Here is a 20,199-nt window from a genome sequence, read left to right as displayed (position 1 = left end):
CTTCTCGCTTCTCGCTTCTCGCTTCTCGCTTCTCGCTTCTCGCTTCTCGCTTCTCGCTTCTCGCTTCTCGCTTCTCGCTTCTCGCTTCTCGCTTCTCGCTTCTCCAAAAAAAAACGCCCACCGAAGTGAGCGCTTTTATCAATTCAATCATTCAACATTAGTTGAACATTGCAATCGCTTGTGCTGGTTCTACGTACTCTAGGTCGAAGCTTTCAGCAACTTCTTTACACGTTACTTTACCGTGGATAACGTTCAGACCTTCTAGGAAGCCGTTATCTTCTAGTAGAGCTTCACGGTAACCTTTGTTCGCTAGCTTAACAATGTAAGGAAGTGTTGCATTGTTTAGAGCGAATGTAGAAGTGCGAGCAACAGCACCTGGCATGTTAGCAACACAGTAGTGAACTACGTCGTCAACGATGTAAGTAGGATCTGCGTGAGTCGTTGCGTGTGAAGTTTCGAAACAACCGCCTTGGTCGATTGCAACGTCAACAACTGCTGCGCCTGGCTTCATCTTAGCGATGTGCTCTTTAGTCACTAGTTTAGGAGCAGCTGCACCTGGGATTAGAACCGCACCAACAACTAGGTCAGCTTCTAGAACATGCTTCTCAATAGCATCTTCTGTAGAGTAAACCACTTTTGCGCGACCCTGGAATTCTTCGTCAAGACGGCGTAGGGTATCAACGTTACGGTCCAGGATAGTTACGTCAGCGCGTAGGCCAACAGCCATACGTGCAGCGTTTGCACCTACAACACCGCCGCCAACAACAACAACTTTAGCTGGCTCAACACCTGGTACACCACCTAGTAGTAGACCACGACCACCGTGAGATTTCTCTAAAGTTTGTGCACCTGCTTGAATAGACATGCGACCTGCTACCTCAGACATTGGCGCAAGTAGTGGCAAGCGACCCATATTATCTGTTACAGTCTCATATGCTATACAGACAGCTTTGCTCTTGATTAGCTCTTCAGTTTGTGGAAAATCTGGTGCTAGGTGCAAATAAGTAAATAAAATTTGCCCTTCTCGAAGCATAGCTCGCTCGACAGCTTGAGGTTCTTTAACCTTTACAATCATTTCTGCTTGCGCGAAAACGTCAGCAGCGGTAGGAAGTATGGATGCGCCTACAGCGATGTAATCATCGTCTGAAAAACCGATGCCTGAACCGGCATTAGTTTCAACAAAAACTTGGTGACCTTGAGACACTAGCTCGCGAACGCTCGCTGGGATCATACCAACACGGTATTCGTGGTTTTTGATTTCCTTAGGTACGCCAATAATCATCCTGAATTCCTCATTTTATTTTGGTTGTATAAACTATGATAGTTGTATTAACTGTGTGTAGGGTAATTCTGTCGAATTAATATCTAGTATAGATATGATTGGATAAAATTTGATACTGAATATTAAAAAGTTGTAGTATATTTTTTTGCAAGGAAGTAATAAGGTGGAATAAAAAATGGCAGACAACAATAAAAAGCCGTCCAAGGATCTAGATCGCATCGACCGCAACATTCTTAATGAGTTGCAGAAAGATGGTCGAATTTCGAACGTTGAGTTATCAAAACGTGTCGGTTTATCACCAACACCGTGTTTGGAACGTGTACGTCGTTTAGAACGTCAAGGTTACATTACGGGTTATACAGCGTTGCTTAACCCGCAATATCTTGATGCTTCATTACTCGTGTTTGTTGAGATTACGTTAAACCGTGGTGCACCGGATGTGTTCGAGCAGTTCAATACAGCAGTACAGAAATTAGATGACATTCAAGAGTGTCACCTAGTATCTGGTGATTTTGACTACTTGTTAAAAACACGTGTATCAGACATGAGCGCTTACCGTAAGCTGCTAGGTGATACGCTCCTTCGTCTACCGGGTGTTAACGACACACGTACCTACGTGGTAATGGAAGAAGTGAAACAAACTAACCAGTTGGTTATCAAAACTCGCTAGCTTAAATTTGAGCTTTTGCCTAAAGTCCTAATAGCTTTCCATATTCTGACTTTAAGCAATTGGGTTTTTGCCCCTGATATGGTTAAATCGATAGTCCGAGTGGCCTTGCCGCTCGGACTATTTTTTTCTTACCAATCAGAGCTTATTAAAGTGGTCAAAAAGTCCTCTCAGCTCTTTGGTGTCATGCATAGATAAAGTTGGTTATGTTTAAAGAAACCAAAAATAAAGTACAAACGATCATTAAAACGGGTGAGGAAACTCAACCGTCTCGCCTCAGCGGTCCACAGCGTCTTCAGGAATGTAGCTTGATCGTCATTGTTCTAAGCTCGATATTTTTATCAGTGGCTCTGTTTACCTTCAGTGCAGCGGATCCTTCGTGGTCACAGACTGCCTGGGGAGGCGAAATCAATAACGCAGGTGGTCTGGTTGGTGCCTGGCTTGCGGATACACTATTTTTGTTTTTGGTTCTTTAGCCTATGTGATCCCTTTTGTTGTGACTGCCACTGCCTGGGTAATGTTAAGAAATCGTGACGAGGATGAATCCATTGACTTGATGTTATGGGGCACTCGTCTGCTTGGTTTAACGGTCATCATCTTAACCAGTTGTGGCCTTGCTGATATTAACTTTGATGACATCTGGTACTTCTCGTCCGGCGGCGTTATTGGTGATGTGCTGACAAGCCTTGCTCTTCCGACTCTCAACATTCTAGGCACTACGCTGGTATTCCTATTTTTGTGGGGGGCGGGCTTTACCTTATTAACCGGCATCTCCTGGTTATCCATTGTTGATTGGCTGGGTGAAAAAGCAATTCAACTAATGACTCATCTGGTTAACAAAGTTCGTGGTCGTCAGGATGAAGTATTGGAAGCAGAGCTCAACCAATACGAACAAGACCCAGAACCAGTTATCGAAAAGAGACAGGAACAAGAGCCTGTTGTTGTTCCGAGTGAACGACGTTTCAACATTCATATGCCGGAGACGGCAACAGCAGCAACAGTGGAACCAGAACCATCAGTGGTTGAGCCTGTTTACCACTCACAACCAGAAGTGGTTGAAGAGCCTCAGGCTATTGCTCCTGTAATGACCGAGCAGTACCAAGCTCAGACATTCGAACAGCCTGCACCAGTTGAACGAACCAAGCAGCTTGGCGCGACAATTGAAGAGCTAGAAAATGCAGCCCGAAGTGCGGATGACTTTGCGCCAAGCGAAGAACTGCATATGAGCCAGCAAGTCCCGCCTCAAGTAGCGATGACTCAGCCAGAGCCAGTTGTTGAGCCATCAGTGATGCCAAGTGAACAACCGGCCGATCTGCCTTGGCACAACGACATTGCTGAGGAAGAGGTTGTTCAACCGTCGATCACGCACACTGAACTGGAACAAATCTCGGCTGAAATTACGCCTGATGAGGAGTATCAAGAGCCGACTATCTCTTCGTTTGATGTGGTTGAAGAGCCACAGGTTGAAGTGGAGGAGATTGACCAGTCAAACCAGATTGAAGATCAAGATGCGGCGGCTCTGCACAACATGGTAGAAGAAGCGAAAGCGAAAGTCGTCGCCCAGCAGAACCCATTCCTGGTTCAGCAGGAGACAAACTTACCTAAGCCTGCTGAGCCAATGCCAACTCTCGAACTGCTATACCATCCAGAAAAACGCGAAAACTTTATCGACCGTGAAGCATTAGAGAATATTGCCCGCTTAGTGGAAGCCAAACTGGCTGACTACAAAATTCAGGCAACGGTGGTTGATATTTTCCCTGGTCCGGTAATCACTCGATTTGAACTGGATCTGGCGCCTGGCGTTAAGGTTAGCCGTATCTCTGGTCTGTCTATGGACTTAGCCCGTTCACTATCGGCGATGGCGGTCCGTGTCGTAGAGGTTATCCCTGGTAAGCCATATGTTGGTCTTGAACTGCCAAACATGAGTCGTCAGACGGTGTTCTTCTCCGATGTAGTCGGCAGTCAACAATTTATTGAAGCAAAATCTCCGACTACAGTCGTGCTTGGACAGGATATTGCTGGTGAAGCTGTGGTTGCTGACCTGTCTAAGATGCCTCACGTGTTGGTCGCAGGTACTACCGGTTCTGGTAAGTCAGTCGGTGTTAACGTGATGATTCTGAGTATGCTTTACAAAGCAACTCCTGAAGATGTTCGCTTCATCATGATTGACCCGAAAATGCTTGAACTGTCTGTCTATGAGGGGATTCCACATCTTCTGTCTGAAGTTGTGACCGATATGAAAGATGCTTCTAACGCATTACGTTGGTGTGTGGGTGAGATGGAGCGTCGCTACAAGCTGATGTCAGCACTTGGCGTACGTAACATTAAAGGTTTCAATGATAAGCTTAAGATGGCAGCGGAAGCGGGCCATCCAATCCATGATCCACTATGGCAGCCAGGCGATAGCATGGACGAGCAAGCACCTCTGCTTGAGAAGCTGCCTTACATTGTCGTTATCGTCGATGAATTTGCTGACCTGATGATGGTAGTGGGCAAGAAAGTAGAAGAACTGATTGCCCGTCTGGCTCAAAAAGCACGTGCAGCGGGTATTCACCTGATTCTGGCGACCCAGCGTCCTTCGGTCGATGTCATTACCGGTCTGATTAAGGCAAACATCCCAACGCGTGTCGCATTTACGGTTTCGACTAAGACTGACTCGCGTACCATCCTCGATCAGGGTGGCGCAGAATCACTACTTGGTATGGGTGACATGCTGTACTTACCACCGGGCTCTAGTCATACAGTGCGAGTCCACGGCGCTTTTGCTTCCGATGACGACGTACATGCGGTGGTTAATAACTGGAAGGCGCGTGGCAAGCCGAACTATATCGAAGAGATCACTAACGGTGACCAAGGTCCGGAAGGCCTATTACCGGGCGAGAAACCAGAGGGTGACGAAGATATGGACCCACTATTCGATCAAGTTGTCGAACATGTGGTCCAGTCGCGCAGAGGCTCTGTCTCAGGTGTTCAGCGTCGCTTTAAGATTGGTTACAACCGTGCGGCACGAATTGTCGAACAGCTTGAAGCTCAGGGCATTGTAAGTGCACCAGGGCACAACGGTAACCGTGAAGTGTTAGCACCAGCTCCAGGCCGAGAAATGAACTAGCGGGCGTAGCCCGCTGTTTAGAGAGGGCGAGAACGCTTCGCTCCGAGAATCGAGATCGGACTCAGCCCTGCGAGACATACCTGTGGTAAGTGAGTCGCAAGATACTGGCAGGTCAGTTCCTTTTTAATTTCATCCTCCAGATATAAAAAGAAAGGGTTGACACCATGTGCCAACCCTTCAAACTTTTCTCGACTCTCGACTCTCGACTCTCGACTCTCGACTCTCGACTCTCGACTCTCGACTCTCGACTCTCGACTCTCGACTCTCGACTCTCGACTCTCGACTCTCGACTCTCGATCTCTATCGCTTATTCTTCGCCAATTGCGCAACTACTATAACAGCCAACGCCACTAAGTTTGCCGCAAAAATCACCACTAGCCACTGAGGCATTGATAGAGTCAGGAATTGCCAGACTACCTTGCTGCAATCACCGTAAGCTTCAAACATCCAAGGAACCCACTTGTTAAGCGGAGCCCAGTCAGGGAAGGTCACAAACAGGTCGCAGGTTGCGAACGGTGATGGATTGAACTGGTAATCAACGTGCTGTAATGCCAGAGCCAGACCTTTGTATGAGCTCGCGCCCCAAGCCGCTAAACCGAGCCAGCGAATAATTGGATTGTTTGGAGCGATCAGGCCAATAAGCGCAGCGCCACCAATACCCAGCATAGCAACACGTTCATAAATACACATCACACAAGGTGAAAGCATCATTACATGCTGGAAGAAGAGGGCGCATGCTTCAAAGAAGATTACGAACAGTAGCAGTAACAACCAAGACAGTCGTCCTTGTGAAAATGATTTGATACTAGAAAGAATGTTCACACAGATATCCTGTAGTAATAAAAAAAGCTCTGAGTTATCAGAGCTTTTTATCGTGGAAAAGTTTCGGTATCAACTAAAACTTTTATTAATTAGTGATTAGTGTCCACCAGACACTGCAGGCGTAATGTCGCCGACATGGGCTGAAATCCAGCCTGCATCATAGAACCATGCTGTCATAGGCTCGACAAAGAACACGATACCAGCCAAACCAACTAGTGCTAGGACGATGGTGTATGGCAGTGCCATTACAACCATACGGCCGTAAGAAAGACGGATTAATGGTGCCAGTGCTGAGGTTAACAAGAACAGGAATGCAGCCTGACCGTTAGGTGTCGCAACTGAAGGCAGGTTTGTACCTGTGTTGATAGCAACGGCTAGTAGGTCGAACTGGTCGCGAGTGATAACACCTTCCACTAGCGCTGTTTTCACCTCGTTAATGTATACGGTACCAACGAACACGTTATCAGATACCATAGACAGTATGCCGTTTGCTACATAGAACAGAGCAAGCTGAGTGCCTTTATCTTCAACGTGCAGTACAGCGTCAATCACTGGCTTAAATAGCTCCTGATCGATGATTACAGCAACGACAGCAAAGAAGACGGCGAGTAGGGCGGTAAATGGCAGCGCTTCTTCGAAGGCTTTACCCATCGAGTGCTCTTCGATAACACCAGTAAATGCAGTCGCGAGGATGATCACTGACAGACCAATCAGACCGACAGCGGCAAGGTGAAGTGCCAGACCAACAATCAGCCATACTGCGATAAAGCCCTGTACCCATAGCTTAGCAACGTCTTGGTTAGTACGAGTTTTACGCTCTTCGCGGTCGAAGTCGACCAGGATTTGACGTACGTTCTCAGGTAGACGGGCACCGTAGCCGAACACTTTTAGTTTCTCTACCAGAACACAAGTGATTAAACCACACACAAATACCGGCGCGGTTACAGGCAACATACGAATGATAAATTCGCCGAACTGCCAACCAGCCTGGTCTGCAATAATCAGGTTTTGCGGTTCACCCACCATGGTCATTACACCACCAAGAGCAGTACCAACACCAGCATGCATGAGTAGTGAACGAAGGAACGCACGGTAGTTCTCTAAGTCGTCACGCGTCAGTTCTGATAAGTGGTCATCTTGAGTATGGTCGTGAGAAGCGTGTGGTCCCTGACCTGACGCAACTTTGTGGTAGATAGCGTAGAAACCAACCGCAACGCTGATAACAACGGCGATTACCGTCAGAGCGTCAAGGAATGCTGAAAGGAAAGCTGCAGCAAAACAGAATGCTAGTGATAGCATGCTCTTAGAGCGGATGCCAAGTAGTATCTTAGTAAAAATAAACAGCAGTAGCTGTTTCATGAAGTAGATACCAGCGACCATGAAGACTAGTAGTAGCAGAACTTCGATGTTGGCTACAAGTTCGTGTTTAACCTGTTCTGGACTGGTCATTCCGATAGCGATGGCTTCAATAGCGAGTAGGCCACCTGGTTGCAGTGGGTAACACTTTAGCGCCATCGCGAGTGTGAAGATAAACTCTGCAACTAAAAGCCAACCAGCGACAAATGGGTCAACAAAGAAAAAAACGAGAGGGTTGATAACTAAGAATGAGATAATGGCAACTTTGTACCAATCTGGGGCTTTACCAAGAAAGTTCTTAATAAATGCATTTCCGAGTGACATCGGCATGATTTAAATACTCTTAAATGTTGTTATGAATAGACACTGCGCGTGCTTGTATCCATTAACCGGTAGATAGCGTTTTTTCTGTCCAGTAGAAATCTAGCAGTAGGCAGAAACAAACCCGATTCAACAGTGACTTAGAAAAACAACATCGAGATCACGATCATGTGGTCTTGCCAAGTCACTCCCTGAGAAAGACAAGCACTCCTTTACTTTGGTCGCCACTGTACTCTTCGATGGAATTTAGTCAATGAGAAAAATAACGCTAACTATTCTATTAACGGACTTTTGTTTAAAAACGCGATCAAAGTGGCGTAAATAACGCGTAAGAGTTGTGAAAAACTCAGGTTAGTGAAAGCAAGAGTTCGAAAGCTTAGAATAAGAAAGAATATGTAATAATAATGAATGAAAATTATCTGTAAAGTTTGCAATTATTCAAACTTATCTTTTGCGGCTGAAACTCGGCAGAGTAAGGGCTATGTGATGTTTCAACTATGTTAAATTGAAAAATACTGCTGTTTCGCCAGCCAAGAGGCATCAGTAAAAGCTGCATATAATTAGAGTTCTAACTCTATTGTGGTTTTGCCGCACGTTTACTGAGTGATGGTTTCCGATATGTGAGAACTAGTGGTATGATGAGTTACATTAGACCCATAAGAAAACAAGATTGGATAAGTTATAAATGGTCATAAAGGCAAAGAGCCCAGCAGGATTCGCAGAAAAATACATTATTGAGAGTATTTGGAAAGGGCGTTTCCCTCCAGGTTCTATTTTACCAGCCGAACGTGAGCTCTCTGAATTAATTGGTGTAACACGTACTACGTTACGTGAAGTACTGCAGCGTTTGGCTCGAGATGGCTGGCTGACAATCCAGCACGGTAAACCGACACGCGTAAACCAGTTTATGGAAACATCTGGCTTACACATTCTCGATACGTTAATGACGTTAGATGCGGATAATGCCACTTCTATCGTTGAAGATTTGCTTGCAGCACGTACAAATATCAGTCCTATCTTTATGCGCTACGCATTTAAAGCGAATAAAGAGAGCGCTGAAAAAACCATTAGTAGTGTTATCAATTCTTGTGAAGCACTGCTTGCAGCTGAATCCTGGGATGTGTTTATGGAGTCTTCTCCTTACGCAGACAAAATTCGTCAGCACATCAAAGATGATGGTGAGAAAGACGAGGCTAAGCGTCAGGCAACATTGATTGCTAAGACATTTAACTTTTACGACTACATGCTGTTCCAACGCCTTGCGTTCCATTCAGGCAACCAGATCTACGGTCTGATTTTTAACGGCTTGAAGAAGCTTTACGACCGCGTGGGTAGCTACTACTTCTCAAATGCGGAAGCGCGTCAGTTAGCACTGCAGTTCTACCGTGACCTGTTGGAAGTGTGCGAAACAGGCAACCGTGAACAGATCTTAGTGGTTGTTCGCCATTACGGTATGGAAAGTGCTCAAATCTGGAATCAGATGAAAACCACGCTTCCAACTAACTTTACTGAAGACGACAGCTAATTTAGCCGTTTGTCTGAATATAAAAAAACCGCCGAATGGCGGTTTTTCTTTTTGTACGATTAACAGTCAGCACATTGGTCGTCCTGACCGCCGGCTTCGTTAAACCAACCAGTGAGGTGACTCTTGAGGTCTTTCAGCTCGTCAGGTCCAATCAAAGCGAGCCCAAGGTCTTCGGCACGTGTGATGTCATTGTGCCTTAGTGGACGAAAGCTCACTAGCATAGCGCGTGCTTGTAGGCCGCCTAAAAGGTCACGAAGCGATTCGAGTTTGTAGAGGGTGTCATCACCATCGTCGCGCATCCCTTTTGTCTTACATTCGATGATATGAAGCTTGTTATTGACGACTGAAGCAACATCAAGCTCATTGCGTACCTCTCTGTCACCTAATTGGCGGTAAACCTGTACGTTAAGCGAGTGATCCTGAATCGTTGGCATATCCTGCTGAATTTGTCGCACTGTACTATGTACCAGGGTTTCCAGCCATTCGCCGTTTGAGAAACGACGAGCGTCTTCGTTAGCAAAAGTTAATATGCCATTTTCGTAACTAGCAATTTCAGCCTCAACCAGATCCGATAACAGCATGTTGAGTTCACGATACCCTTGCTGCTTTTCTGAGAGTTCTACGTCCAGACGCTGTTCTTTGCGACAGGTCGTAGCAAGATAATTGAGGGTCGCTAAGCCAGGCCCAAGCTCTAAAGCGTTGCTCGCCCATCTCTCGCCAAGCTGATAGAGCTTCTGATCGAGCTGCTCAGGTAATTGATGGTCGTTGAACTCACCGCGAGCGCCAAAAATTGTCAGATAGTCATCGATGGTTATGCGATCCTGCACCTGGCTATCATCCATTCCATCAGGATAGAGCCAGCACAAACGGTCACTGTTAGGTTCAACAACAAAGATTGGCCAGTGGTAAGTACGGAAGATTTCGTAAACAGACAGCAGGCGGTGACGCAGACCACAACTTGCATTGAGTTTCACCTGTTCATCGCGCGCTTTTAAATTCTCTGCCAGAGTGGCAATCGACTGCTTGATTTTCGACGTGTTGGCTACATTCGGAATTTCAAAAAACTCAGAGGTGATGTTACGTTTTTTCAGCACGCTATGCAGACGTTCGTACATATCCTGTTGGGCTTTGACGCCAATAAAAACAATGTGGTCGCTGATGGTACGATGGTCAAGAAGTGGAGTCACCAGACGAATTGGGTCTTGGTCAATGATGCCAACATGAACTGCCATAAATATTCCTCATGTTTGGCTTGCAAAAGAGTAAATGAAAAGTGGGCAAGCCTTACTAACCATATAATGACATGGGCTAGAAAAAACAAGGGCGACCATAGAAAATAGTCGCCCAAACTCAAACTATTACAGTTAGCTGACTTATCAGAGCTTAAATCGGTGCACCAATTCCCCTTGTTGGTTAGCCAGAGAGGAGAGATCCTGGCTGGTTTGAGCGATCTGAGCCATTGCCTGATAGCTTGAATCAGCAATTGAATTGATCTCCTCAATGTTTCGAGCAATATCGTGCGTCGTTTCACTTTGCTCGTTAGCCGCCTGAGCAATATGGCCACTCATCTGGCTAATTTCCATAATCAAACCTTGAATCTCTTCCATTGCACTATTGGCACTGGAAGCTTGTTCTACAGAGAGCACCATGTCGTCCATACAGCTTTGAATGACCTTGTTCGCCGAGCTTGAGCTACCCTGCAGGTTAGTGATCATGTTTTCAATTTCCGATGTGGACTCAGTCGTTCGCTGAGCCAATACTCGTACCTCATCGGCCACTACTGCAAAACCACGACCCTGTTCACCTGCACGAGCTGCTTCAATGGCAGCATTTAGAGCCAGTAGATTGGTCTGCTCTGCGATGTTACGGATCACATCGAGGATACTGCCGATTCGGCCACTCATGGTTTGTAGATCTTTAACTGCATCTACAGATTGGTTCAGTCGTGTTTCTAACTGGTTAATGGTCGTGATGTTACTGCCCATGATTTGACGGCCTGACTCCGCCGAAAGCTCAACTTTCTCAACCATCTGCTGCGAGTTTTGCGCACTTTGAGCAACTTCCTGCACAGAGTGAGCCATTTCAGTCATTGCTGTCGCTACGTTAGCGGTCTGCTCACGCTGCTGACTCAACTGGTTTTGAGCATGGGACGAAGTCGTCTGGTTGGTCGTTGCCGTCTGGGTCAGATCGTTTGAGGCGTCATTTAACTTAACCAGAATACCGTGTAGGTTTTCTGCCAGAGAGTTGATGTGGCCGCTGACCTGACTGAACTCGTTGTTGTAACGATTTTCGATACGTTGAGTCATGTCGCCTTCGGTAAGTGACTCCAAGGTACCAAGGATACGATTTAGTGGTTGGCGAACACTCTGAGCAATGTGGTAGCCAATCCCAAGAGCCATAATGATAACAACGGCACCGATGGCAATAGAGCGCATTACACCTTGCTCATATACCATGCCAGCTTCTTCCAGTGATGCTGTTAAACCTTGTTGGGCAATTTCGCCAAAGGAAGTGAGCAGAGCCATAGTGGCATCGACTTGTTGAGTCAGATTGGTAATGTTGGCGTACAGAGCATCTTTAGCCAGCAGATAAGTACTATGTTGGTCTAGTACACCGCCTTTTTGACCAACGTCACGAGTGAACTGCTGTACTGATTCATCAAATGCTTTTTTAATCTCTGGCATCTGTGCAGTTAACCCGCGGTAAGCGTAGTTAAGGTGCGTGACGGCCTTCTTGTTTTTTGCGACCGCTTGGGTAACAAGTTCAGTATCACTGCTTGCCAGCGCGTCTGAAGTGGTTAACTCTGCATCTTTCAGCTTAATAAAGTAGCTCTTTGCCATAACCTTGACTGAGATGCTGCTCTGATCGTCAACATACTCTTTCATGCCTAGCGTTAGCTCTGAGTGCAGGCGTTGGAACTGGCGGGTTGATTTCTGAACCTGAGCTTGTGCTTCGAACATAGCACGGTAGTTAGCCATTGCTTGTTCCGCTTCTGTAAAGTAGCCCTGTTCCATCTCTTGTAATTGAACAATTGACTGCTCAAGCTCGGCTTGACCTGCACTGGCTTGTTGTAGCGCTTCTAGCTGCTTGCCGTAAGCCTGTTTCGTTTCTGCAAACTGTTGCGCGAGTTGATCCATGCGCTCGAAGCTTTGAGTTGTCAAAAAGTCTTTGAAAAGTTTGTCGGCAGACAACAAAGCGACGCTGGTGTGGTTGGCTTGTGAGACTAAAGGTAAAGATGAGTTGGATACACTTTCGAAGTTAGTGTGGATCTGTTGCATTCCCCGCATCATCATTAATGTAGTAACGATGAACAAAATAATGATCAATGCAAAGCCTGCGTACATACGCCGAATTACAGAGCCTTTCATGGACCTCTCCCTAAATAAAAATGTCTTAAAAAAGTAACAAAAAGAGAGTCATTGTATTGATTCCGAGACGCGCATTTTATGACGCACAATACAAAATTAGACACCACGGTTTATCCGTACGCCGTTTACGAGAAGTGAACACTGTTTTTTATTGTGATCTTGCGAAGCTTGACGCATACTCGAATGAATTCGTTCAATAACAGCATAAAGATGGAGTGCTTAATGGCTGAGGAAACCATTTTCAGTAAGATCATTCGTAAGGAAATTCCGGCAGACGTAGTTTATCAAGATGATTTGGTAACAGCGTTCCGTGATATTAATCCACGTGCACCAAGCCACATTCTGATCATTCCAAACAAACTCATTGCAACGGTTAACGACATTGGTGACGAAGATGAACTCGTGATGGGTCGTATGTTTACGGTGGCACGCAAACTGGCGAAAGAGGAAGGAATCGCAGAGGATGGTTACCGTTTGATCGTTAACTGTAACTCACACGGTGGTCAGGAAGTTTATCATATCCACATGCATCTTGTTGGTGGCCGCCCGCTAGGCCCGATGTTGATGAGCTAAAAAGCAGTTAATGACAAGATCGAACCATAGTTCGCTTTCGTTGTCATAGGACTACATCAAATCAAAGCATGGTCTATGTAACCATGCTTTTGCATTAACTTTGGAGTACGAAGTGCAAAAACACATTCGACTCGCATTCATTCTGGGGAGCACGCTAGTTCTCTCTGCTTGCGCAAATTTATCTGCCGGTAATCTCTTTAGTCATTACAGTGCGCAAAATGGCGAGTTACACCAGTTGGTTAAAAGCGGTGACTATCAACAAGCTGAGCAAGCGCTACCGGAATTCGTTGCTGGCGACATTTTAGATAATTTTGAGCAAGGGCGGGTTTATCTGCTCAATCAACAGTATCCGGAAAGTAAGGCTGCTTTTGACTTAAGTGATCAAGCGGTTCGAGTTCAGCAAGATCAAGCGACGGTGTCTGTATCAGAAAGTGCAATGAGTCTCAGCGCATTGGCCGTCAATGATAATCTGAAGACCTATCAACCTGCTGATTATGAGCTTGGCTTTCTGCATCTTTATCTTGGCCTTAACTACCTCAAACAAAATGATTTAGAGGGTGCCCTTGTTGAGATGAGACGCGCCAATCAGGTTCAGGAGCAGGCGCGCAAAGATCGCGAGAAAGATCTTGAGTCGGCACAAAATCAGATGGAGCAGCAGGGGCTAACACCGAACTTAGGCAGCGTGCTATCCAATTATCCTGATGCCGGCAAAACATTGCAGGCCGTGCAAAGTGGTTACTTACTTTATCTATCGGCGCTGCTCTATGAGACAGACAATGACTTAAACAGTGCGTACGTTGATTATCGACGTGCCTTAGCGGTAATGCCCGATAATCAACAAGTGATAGACGGAACTATGCGCGTGGCTAAACGTCTTGGTATGCGAGAAGACCTGGTCAAACTTGAAAAGCGCTATGGCAAGGCAAGCTACTTAGCAAGTGGTAAGAGTCGTATCATCGTTATCGACGAGCGCGGCGTTGTTGAGTCACTGCAAGGCTGGAAACAAGCTTTGCCTTTATATGACAGTAGGGGAGACGGCGCGTGGTACTCTATCGCATTGCCATATTACCCGCAGGCTCAAAGTGAGTCGTTCTCGCCAATCAAAATAAACAATGGTCACCTCAGTGAAAGTCTGCTGACTGACGTTAACTTGATGGCGCAACGTGACTTATCGGAACGCATGCCGTCGATTGTTATTCGTCAGGCGTTACGGGTTTGGGCTAAGGATCAATTGAGAAAAGAGGCAGCCAAAGGCGATGACGTGGGCAACATTCTGTTTAATGTGTGGAATACACTAACAGAACAGCCAGATACGCGTAGTTGGCTAACCTTACCTGGTGAGATCTACAGCGCAAGTGCAGAGGTCAATCCGGGTCAGCAACAGATGACAATTAATGGTGTCGATTACAGCTTTAATGTCGAGGCAGGCAGAACCGCACTGGTTTGGCTTTCTCGTCAGGGAGATAACTCCACCATTTGGCATAAACAGTTAGGGAATATACGATGAAAAAATGGCTTATTTCAGCAGCAATGGCATTAATGCTGCTAGGTTGTGCAGATAACACAGCGGGGCTTCGTATTGATGGTGCCTCACAAACGGTTCTGTTTGGTGACAACGTACTGGCAGGTCGTCTGAAAATTGAAGATATCTCAACGACTCAGATCGATGGCAGAGCTCGTGGGGTGGTGCGCCTACTTAGCCAATACAAAGGTGATCAATACGTTCAATACCGCTTTTACTGGTATGACGATCAAGGTTTAGAGGTCAATACTAAACAGGGGCCTTGGCGTCAGGCTGTGATTAGGGGCACTGAAGAAATCTCTATCTCTGAGGTTTCAATCAACCCTAACGGAACTCAATTCCGTGTTCAGATTCGTCAACTTGATAACTAACAATATAACTAAACTTTAGAGATTTTAAGGAACCAACAATGAAGAAAAGTGTTATTGCACTACTTGGTTTAGCTGTCGTTTTAGGTGGTTGTTCAAACCAAGTGAGCTACGGGGATGCTCAGGCTGTTGAAACTACGACTATCGATTTTGGTTCAACCGATCTACAGAAAATCGCTGGTGAAATGGTTGATAGCATGATGATGTCTGGCTCAGTGGCTGCCATCACACGCGACTCACGTCCGATTGTGTTTGTTGAACGCATCAAAAACAAAACCAGTGAGCACATTGATACTGAATCAATCACAGATAGCATCAGCACAAAAATGCTTAACTCAGGTAAGTTCCGTTTTGTTGATATGGATCGTGTAGAGTCTGTTCGCGAACAGCTTAACTTCCAGAACAACGATGAGCTAGTAAACCAGAGCACTGCGATTCAGTTCGGTAAAATGGTTGGCGCACAGTACATGCTGTACGGAAACCTATCGAGCATTGCTAAAAACGCAGGTAGTGACAAAGACGTATACTACAAGATGACAATGCGTCTTATGGATCTTGAAACTGGCTTGATTGAATGGGCGGACGAAACTGAAATCCGTAAGCAGGAATCAAAAAGCTTTTTAGGTCTGTAATGACTGGCTAAGCGGAAGGAGTGAGCTATGGCGCGTATGTCTTGGAATGAAGCATGTTCTCTTGACCGATCGTTATTGTCGTTAGATCACTTCTTCGCCGTTCCCCCTGATTATGCTCAAACGCTAACAGGGGGACTAACCAACCGTTGCTGGAAAGTGGTTGCTACCGATGGCACCGCATATGTCTGGCGACCGACCACCCACATTACCCAAGCCTTCTCCATATCCCGTTTTCAAGAGTATCAGATCCTTTCAGCTATTGAGCAGACTCTATTAGGCCCTAAGGCAATTCACATTAACGATCAGGGTTTACTGGTCGAGTGGATCGAAGGGCAGTCGTTAACCGACGAACTTTGCTTCGACTCTTTGCTGAAGACCATGGTTAAAGTCCATGATGTCGATATCCAACGTATTCCTGTGGCACCATTTAATTTCACCGCCCGAGTCGATCACTACTGGATGTTGCTCAACGACGAATACAAGGTCGACCCTTATCTGGCTATCTATAATCAGTGGCGTTCAGCGCCAAGTCTCGCCGATGTCGGTCATACACTGTGTCACTTCGACTTAGCCGGTTACAACATGGTTAAGACCGAGCAGGGCAATAAAGTGATTGATTGGGAGTATGCTGCTGTCGCTGATCCACGCTTAGACCTCACCCTGAGTATCGACGTGATGGAAGAGAAACCTCTTGAAGCTGTTTATCGCTATTGTCAGTTGCGTGGGGTAGAAGGGGTTGATGATTGGGTTGAAGGTGTCATGGCATGGAAACCAAGGGCGACTATGATGGCAATGTTATGGTATCTGCTAGCCCATCAGCTCTGGGGAGATGAACAATATTTGACCCAAGCGAATCAACTTAAACAAACGTTTTGTAGCTAAGATCACTGTTTGGTGTTTTGAGCCCGCTAATCTCAACAGAGCGACTTTTAAACCTTAGTTTTCGTGGTAGATTAAAACCACTAGGATCGGGGGATATACAATGATTATTTATTTACATGGTTTTGATTCGACCAGCCCAGGTAACCACGAGAAGGTTCTGCAACTTCAGTTCATTGATGATGATGTACGTTTTATCAACTACAGTACTCTCCACCCTAAGCATGATATGCAGCACTTGCTCAAAGAAGTGCACAAAGTGATCGAGCAATCAGATGATAAGCAAGCAGTGATTTGTGGCGTTGGCCTTGGCGCTTATTGGTCTGAACGAATTGGATTTCTGTGCGGAATTAAACAGGTGATGTTTAACCCTAACTTACATCCTGAATTAACCATGCAGGGGCGTATTGATCGTCCAGAAGAGTATGAAGATATCGCGACCAAGTGTGTATCTGAATTCAGAACCAAGAACAAAGGCCGCTGTTTAGTCATCTTATCTAAAGAAGATGAAGTACACGATAACAGTAAAACTGCTGCCGAATTGGATAGTTACTACGAGATTATTTGGGATGAAACCCAGTCACATAAGTTTAAGAAAATCTCACAACACCTCAAAACCATCGAAGCGTTTAAAAAGAGCTAATCACTACAATTTTCACGTCAGCGGCGCTAATTCACTAGCGCCGCTTTTTATTGCTCTAAATCTATGCTGGCATTACAAATATATCTGAGATTAATGCAATCTTTAGTTGCGTACACTGTTTTGCTCTATATAATGAACTAACTACAAATTTTTTGATAAATATCAAAAAAAATTGAGAGCAGGTAATAAATCTGCCCAATATCGAGCTGACAAATTAAGATTCAGTTTGGAGTCATAAGACTCTTTTATCCAATTAGCATGTCACATTCTATGCCCTCAAGGTCGAAACCTCTAACGGGTGCAACTCCGTGGGCGACCCCAAAATACAGAATTCCATCGAGGCGGAAAGCCGACTCGATTTAGTTTTATTATATTTTTGAGGAGATTTGCTGTGACACGAATTATCGTAGTAGGCGGCGGCGCGGGCGGTCTTGAGCTTGTGACTAAACTAGGTCGCACGCTGGGTCGCAAAGGACGAGCAAAGGTAACCTTGGTTGACCGTAAGGCAAGCCATTTATGGAAACCTCTTCTACATGAAGTGGCGACAGGTTCATTGGACGAAGGTGTTGATGCACTAAGCTATCGCGCACATGCCAAAAACCATCACTTCGACTTCCAAATGGGTAGCCTGGAAGACATCGATCGTGAGCGCAAAGTCGTTAAGTTGCGTGAGCTGAAAGATGACCACGGCGAACTTCTAATCCCTAGTCGCGAGCTGGAATACGACATTCTGGTTATGGCGATCGGTTCTACTTCGAACGACTTCAATACTCCTGGCGTACGTGAGCACTGTATTTTCCTTGATAGCCCAGAGCAGGCACACCGTTTCCGCACGGAAATGAACAATGAGTTCCTTAAACTTCATGCGAAGAATGGCAATGGTAGTGTCGACATTGCCATCGTTGGTGCGGGTGCTACAGGCGTCGAGCTATCTGCAGAGCTTCACAATGCAGTTAAAGAACTTCGTACTTACGGTTTCGGTGACCTGGATTCAAGCAAGCTAAATGTAAGCCTTGTTGAAGCCGGCGAACGTATTCTGCCAGCATTACCACCACGTATTTCAAGTGCAGCTCACCAAGAGTTGACCAAGCTGGGCGTTAACGTGCGCACAGCGACTATGGTGACTCAGGCTGATGAAGATGGCCTGATGACTAAAGACGGCGACAAGATTCCTGCTCAGATTATGGTGTGGGCTGCGGGTATTAAAGCACCAGATTTCATCAAAGATATTGCAGGTCTTGAGACTAACCGCATCAACCAGTTAGTGGTTAAAGATACACTGCAAACTACTCGTGACGATGATATTTTCGTTATCGGTGACTTAGCGCAATGTACTCAAGCGGATGGTACATTTGTTCCGCCACGTGCTCAGGCTGCACACCAGATGTCGAGCCGTGCTTTCTCAAACATCGTTGCTAAGTTGAATGGCCGCGAGATGAAGCCGTATGTCTACAAAGATAAAGGCTCACTGGTATCGCTAAGCCGTTTCTCTACCGTAGGTAGTCTAATGGGTAACCTTACTAAGGGCTCAATGATGGTAGAAGGTCGAATTGCGCGTGTGGTATACATCTCGCTATATCGTCTTCACCAGATGGCGTTGCACGGTGTGTTTAAGACTGCGCTGATTATTCTGATGGGACGTATCAACCGAGTGTTGCGACCAAATCTAAAACTACACTAATTGGTGTAATGATTGACTAAAAAAGAGCGCATAGCGCTCTTTTTTATTGGCTGACGGTTTACTGAGGGATGAGGGAGTAAACCAGCCCTTCTTTGGGTTTGCCTTGAAAAATGAAGCGATTCTTAGCCCGAGCTTCAAAGACACCACCGCACTTCTCAATTAACTTCTGACTAGGCAGGTTATCAGGGTCACACACCACTTCGATACGCGTCACCTTTAACTGGGCGAAACAGAACTCTATCAAGGCGTTAACAGCTGCAGTAGCAAACCCTTTTCCCTGATGTTGGTCGGCGATCCAATAGCCAATACTGGCCATATTAAAGGTGTGATAAAGCTCATTGATCGCAACCATACCAATCAGGGCGTCGCTTTTACGGCAGAATACACCAAAGCCATAGGCCTCTGACTTTACCCAATTCAGTCTGGTCGCGAGAATGAACCTTTCGGCATCATCGCGAGTGAAACCTGCATGGCACCAGTCGATCCATTTGTGCAGACTTGGAGAGCGAGTGATACAGGCCTGTAACTTATCGCAATCTTCGCTGTCGATGAGACGAAGTGTCAGGGTCGGGGTGATGATTTGGTAATCTGGACTCATAAAACAATAGCCCTCAAACGAGGGCTAAGATCAAGATTGGTTAACACGACGAACCTGAATGATGATACCCATCAAAGGGTGATCGAGGAAATGTGTCTCAGTACTACGCATACGACGTTTTTGGTCAAGTCGGTAGCTTTTCAAAAACTCTTCTTTATGCACGATAGGTGTCACGTCTTCCATCAAGCCGATTTGGACAACCTGATCGTCACTGGTTGCCTCATTGGCTAATGCTTCAGGTTGGTGCTCTTCTAGCGTTACTTCGCGTACACTTGGCGCCTTAAGATCGAGTTCCACATCTGCATACAGATAGTGCTCAACATAAATCTGTAACTTGCCGTCTAACTGATAGATAGCTTTTGGAATCGACTGCTCGGTGATGCCATCGAGTACTTGGTTCTCGCTGTTGCTACCAATCATGGAACCATCAGCGTTGAACTTACCGGAGTAATCGTAGCCCGCCTGAATATGGAAAGTCGGAGCCGCGAAACGACCCTGGTCGCCCTGACGCCATGCTTTGTGCATCAGTACTTCAAAGCCGGCATGCTGCTTAAGTTTTTGTACTTCATCGTTTAACGCATACTCGGAATAAGGAAGCATCTGGACTCCCTTTTTAGCTCGATAGCTCGCATCGGCAAATGAACCTGCGCGCTCTAAATCGATTTTAGGCAGGTTATTTGGCCAAGATTCAGCTGTTTGCTCCGCATCAACGGCGCGTTTAAAAATGATCACTTCGATATCGAATTGACGCTGCGCCATTGAAGGCATTGCTACAAGCATTAGCAGCAGCGGGATCAGTTTCTTCATTGCAACTCCATGAAAAGGTGCGCGGCACCTTAATTTAATTTGTGAA

Annotated in this window: 16 protein-coding genes and 2 pseudogenes; 11 read left to right on the top strand and 7 right to left on the bottom strand. The window is 45.9% G+C overall.

Annotation, left to right across the window (positions count from 1 at the left end; genetic code table 11):
* Positions 1 to 157: 157 nt before the first annotated feature.
* On the bottom strand, positions 158 to 1,282 hold the full coding sequence (ald, locus tag RH46_RS07520) for an alanine dehydrogenase (protein WP_006878810.1): 1,125 nt from the start codon (positions 1,280 to 1,282) through the stop codon (positions 158 to 160).
* Positions 1,283 to 1,457: 175 nt separating this feature from the next.
* Between ald and lrp the strand changes: the two genes are divergently transcribed.
* From lrp to RH46_RS07510, 3 genes and pseudogenes are all read left to right on the top strand, one after another.
* Positions 1,458 to 1,952: a leucine-responsive transcriptional regulator Lrp gene (gene lrp / locus RH46_RS07515; protein WP_004414493.1), complete on the top strand. Its 495-nt coding sequence runs from the start codon at positions 1,458 to 1,460 to the stop codon at positions 1,950 to 1,952.
* Positions 1,953 to 2,155: 203 nt separating this feature from the next.
* Positions 2,156 to 2,967 (top strand): annotated as a pseudogene (locus tag RH46_RS22600) (DNA translocase FtsK 4TM domain-containing protein); the annotation flags it as partial.
* Positions 2,968 to 3,081: 114 nt separating this feature from the next.
* Positions 3,082 to 5,058 (top strand): annotated as a pseudogene (locus RH46_RS07510) (DNA translocase FtsK); the annotation flags it as partial.
* Between the two features lie 300 nt (positions 5,059 to 5,358).
* Here the strand turns inward: RH46_RS07510 and dsbB are convergent.
* Both dsbB and nhaB read right to left on the bottom strand, forming a co-directional pair.
* Positions 5,359 to 5,880 carry a disulfide bond formation protein DsbB gene (gene dsbB / locus RH46_RS07505; protein WP_006878807.1) on the bottom strand — a complete coding sequence of 174 codons (522 nt, stop codon included), beginning with the start codon at positions 5,878 to 5,880 and terminating at the stop codon, positions 5,359 to 5,361.
* A gap of 96 nt (positions 5,881 to 5,976) precedes the next feature.
* Positions 5,977 to 7,566 (bottom strand): Na(+)/H(+) antiporter NhaB, encoded by a 1,590-nt coding sequence (gene nhaB / locus RH46_RS07500; RefSeq protein WP_006878806.1) that lies wholly within the window; start codon positions 7,564 to 7,566, stop codon positions 5,977 to 5,979.
* Positions 7,567 to 8,242: 676 nt separating this feature from the next.
* Here nhaB and fadR point away from each other — a divergent pair.
* Positions 8,243 to 9,082: a fatty acid metabolism transcriptional regulator FadR gene (gene fadR / locus RH46_RS07495; RefSeq protein ID WP_006878805.1), complete on the top strand. Its 840-nt coding sequence runs from the start codon at positions 8,243 to 8,245 to the stop codon at positions 9,080 to 9,082.
* 59 nt (positions 9,083 to 9,141) lie between these two features.
* Here fadR and RH46_RS07490 read toward each other — a convergent pair whose 3' ends face one another.
* The gene (locus RH46_RS07490; protein WP_006878804.1) at positions 9,142 to 10,314 is read right to left on the bottom strand and encodes a DUF1887 family protein; all 1,173 of its coding nucleotides are present in this window, start codon (positions 10,312 to 10,314) and stop codon (positions 9,142 to 9,144) included.
* A 144-nt stretch (positions 10,315 to 10,458) separates the two neighbouring features.
* On the bottom strand, positions 10,459 to 12,450 hold the full coding sequence (locus RH46_RS07485) for a methyl-accepting chemotaxis protein (RefSeq protein WP_006878802.1): 1,992 nt from the start codon (positions 12,448 to 12,450) through the stop codon (positions 10,459 to 10,461).
* A gap of 222 nt (positions 12,451 to 12,672) precedes the next feature.
* On the opposite strand from RH46_RS07485, the gene hinT reads away from it, so the two are divergent.
* The 7 genes from hinT (at position 12,673) to RH46_RS07450 (ending at position 18,748) form a co-directional block, all read left to right on the top strand.
* Positions 12,673 to 13,023 carry a purine nucleoside phosphoramidase gene (gene hinT, locus RH46_RS07480; protein WP_006878801.1) on the top strand — a complete coding sequence of 117 codons (351 nt, stop codon included), beginning with the start codon at positions 12,673 to 12,675 and terminating at the stop codon, positions 13,021 to 13,023.
* 112 nt (positions 13,024 to 13,135) lie between these two features.
* Positions 13,136 to 14,530, top strand: a complete 1,395-nt coding sequence (locus RH46_RS07475) for a COG3014 family protein (protein ID WP_006878800.1) — start codon at positions 13,136 to 13,138, stop codon at positions 14,528 to 14,530.
* Positions 14,527 to 14,916 carry a YcfL family putative periplasmic lipoprotein gene (locus RH46_RS07470; protein ID WP_006878799.1) on the top strand — a complete coding sequence of 130 codons (390 nt, stop codon included), beginning with the start codon at positions 14,527 to 14,529 and terminating at the stop codon, positions 14,914 to 14,916. Before RH46_RS07475 ends, RH46_RS07470 begins: the two co-directional genes overlap by 4 nt.
* 38 nt (positions 14,917 to 14,954) lie before the next feature.
* A complete protein-coding gene (gene lpoB / locus RH46_RS07465) occupies positions 14,955 to 15,545 on the top strand; it encodes a penicillin-binding protein activator LpoB (protein ID WP_006878798.1) in 591 nt (196 codons plus the stop codon).
* 27 nt (positions 15,546 to 15,572) lie between these two features.
* Positions 15,573 to 16,427: a phosphotransferase gene (locus tag RH46_RS07460; RefSeq protein ID WP_006878797.1), complete on the top strand. Its 855-nt coding sequence runs from the start codon at positions 15,573 to 15,575 to the stop codon at positions 16,425 to 16,427.
* 100 nt (positions 16,428 to 16,527) lie between these two features.
* Positions 16,528 to 17,067, top strand: a complete 540-nt coding sequence (ycfP, locus tag RH46_RS07455) for an alpha/beta hydrolase YcfP (RefSeq protein WP_006878796.1) — start codon at positions 16,528 to 16,530, stop codon at positions 17,065 to 17,067.
* A gap of 391 nt (positions 17,068 to 17,458) precedes the next feature.
* The gene (locus RH46_RS07450; protein WP_006878795.1) at positions 17,459 to 18,748 is read left to right on the top strand and encodes an NAD(P)/FAD-dependent oxidoreductase; all 1,290 of its coding nucleotides are present in this window, start codon (positions 17,459 to 17,461) and stop codon (positions 18,746 to 18,748) included.
* 58 nt (positions 18,749 to 18,806) lie between these two features.
* On the opposite strand, the gene RH46_RS07445 is transcribed toward RH46_RS07450, so the two are convergent.
* Positions 18,807 to 19,346 carry a GNAT family N-acetyltransferase gene (locus RH46_RS07445; protein ID WP_006878794.1) on the bottom strand — a complete coding sequence of 180 codons (540 nt, stop codon included), beginning with the start codon at positions 19,344 to 19,346 and terminating at the stop codon, positions 18,807 to 18,809.
* A gap of 30 nt (positions 19,347 to 19,376) precedes the next feature.
* On the bottom strand, positions 19,377 to 20,153 hold the full coding sequence (locus RH46_RS07440; RefSeq protein ID WP_006878793.1) for a peptidoglycan binding protein CsiV: 777 nt from the start codon (positions 20,151 to 20,153) through the stop codon (positions 19,377 to 19,379).
* Positions 20,154 to 20,199: the final 46 nt, after the last annotated feature.

Source organism: Vibrio brasiliensis LMG 20546 (assembly GCF_000189255.1).
Taxonomy (GTDB): Bacteria; Pseudomonadota; Gammaproteobacteria; order Enterobacterales; family Vibrionaceae; genus Vibrio; species Vibrio brasiliensis.
This window is presented reverse-complemented; position numbering and strand designations above follow the sequence as displayed.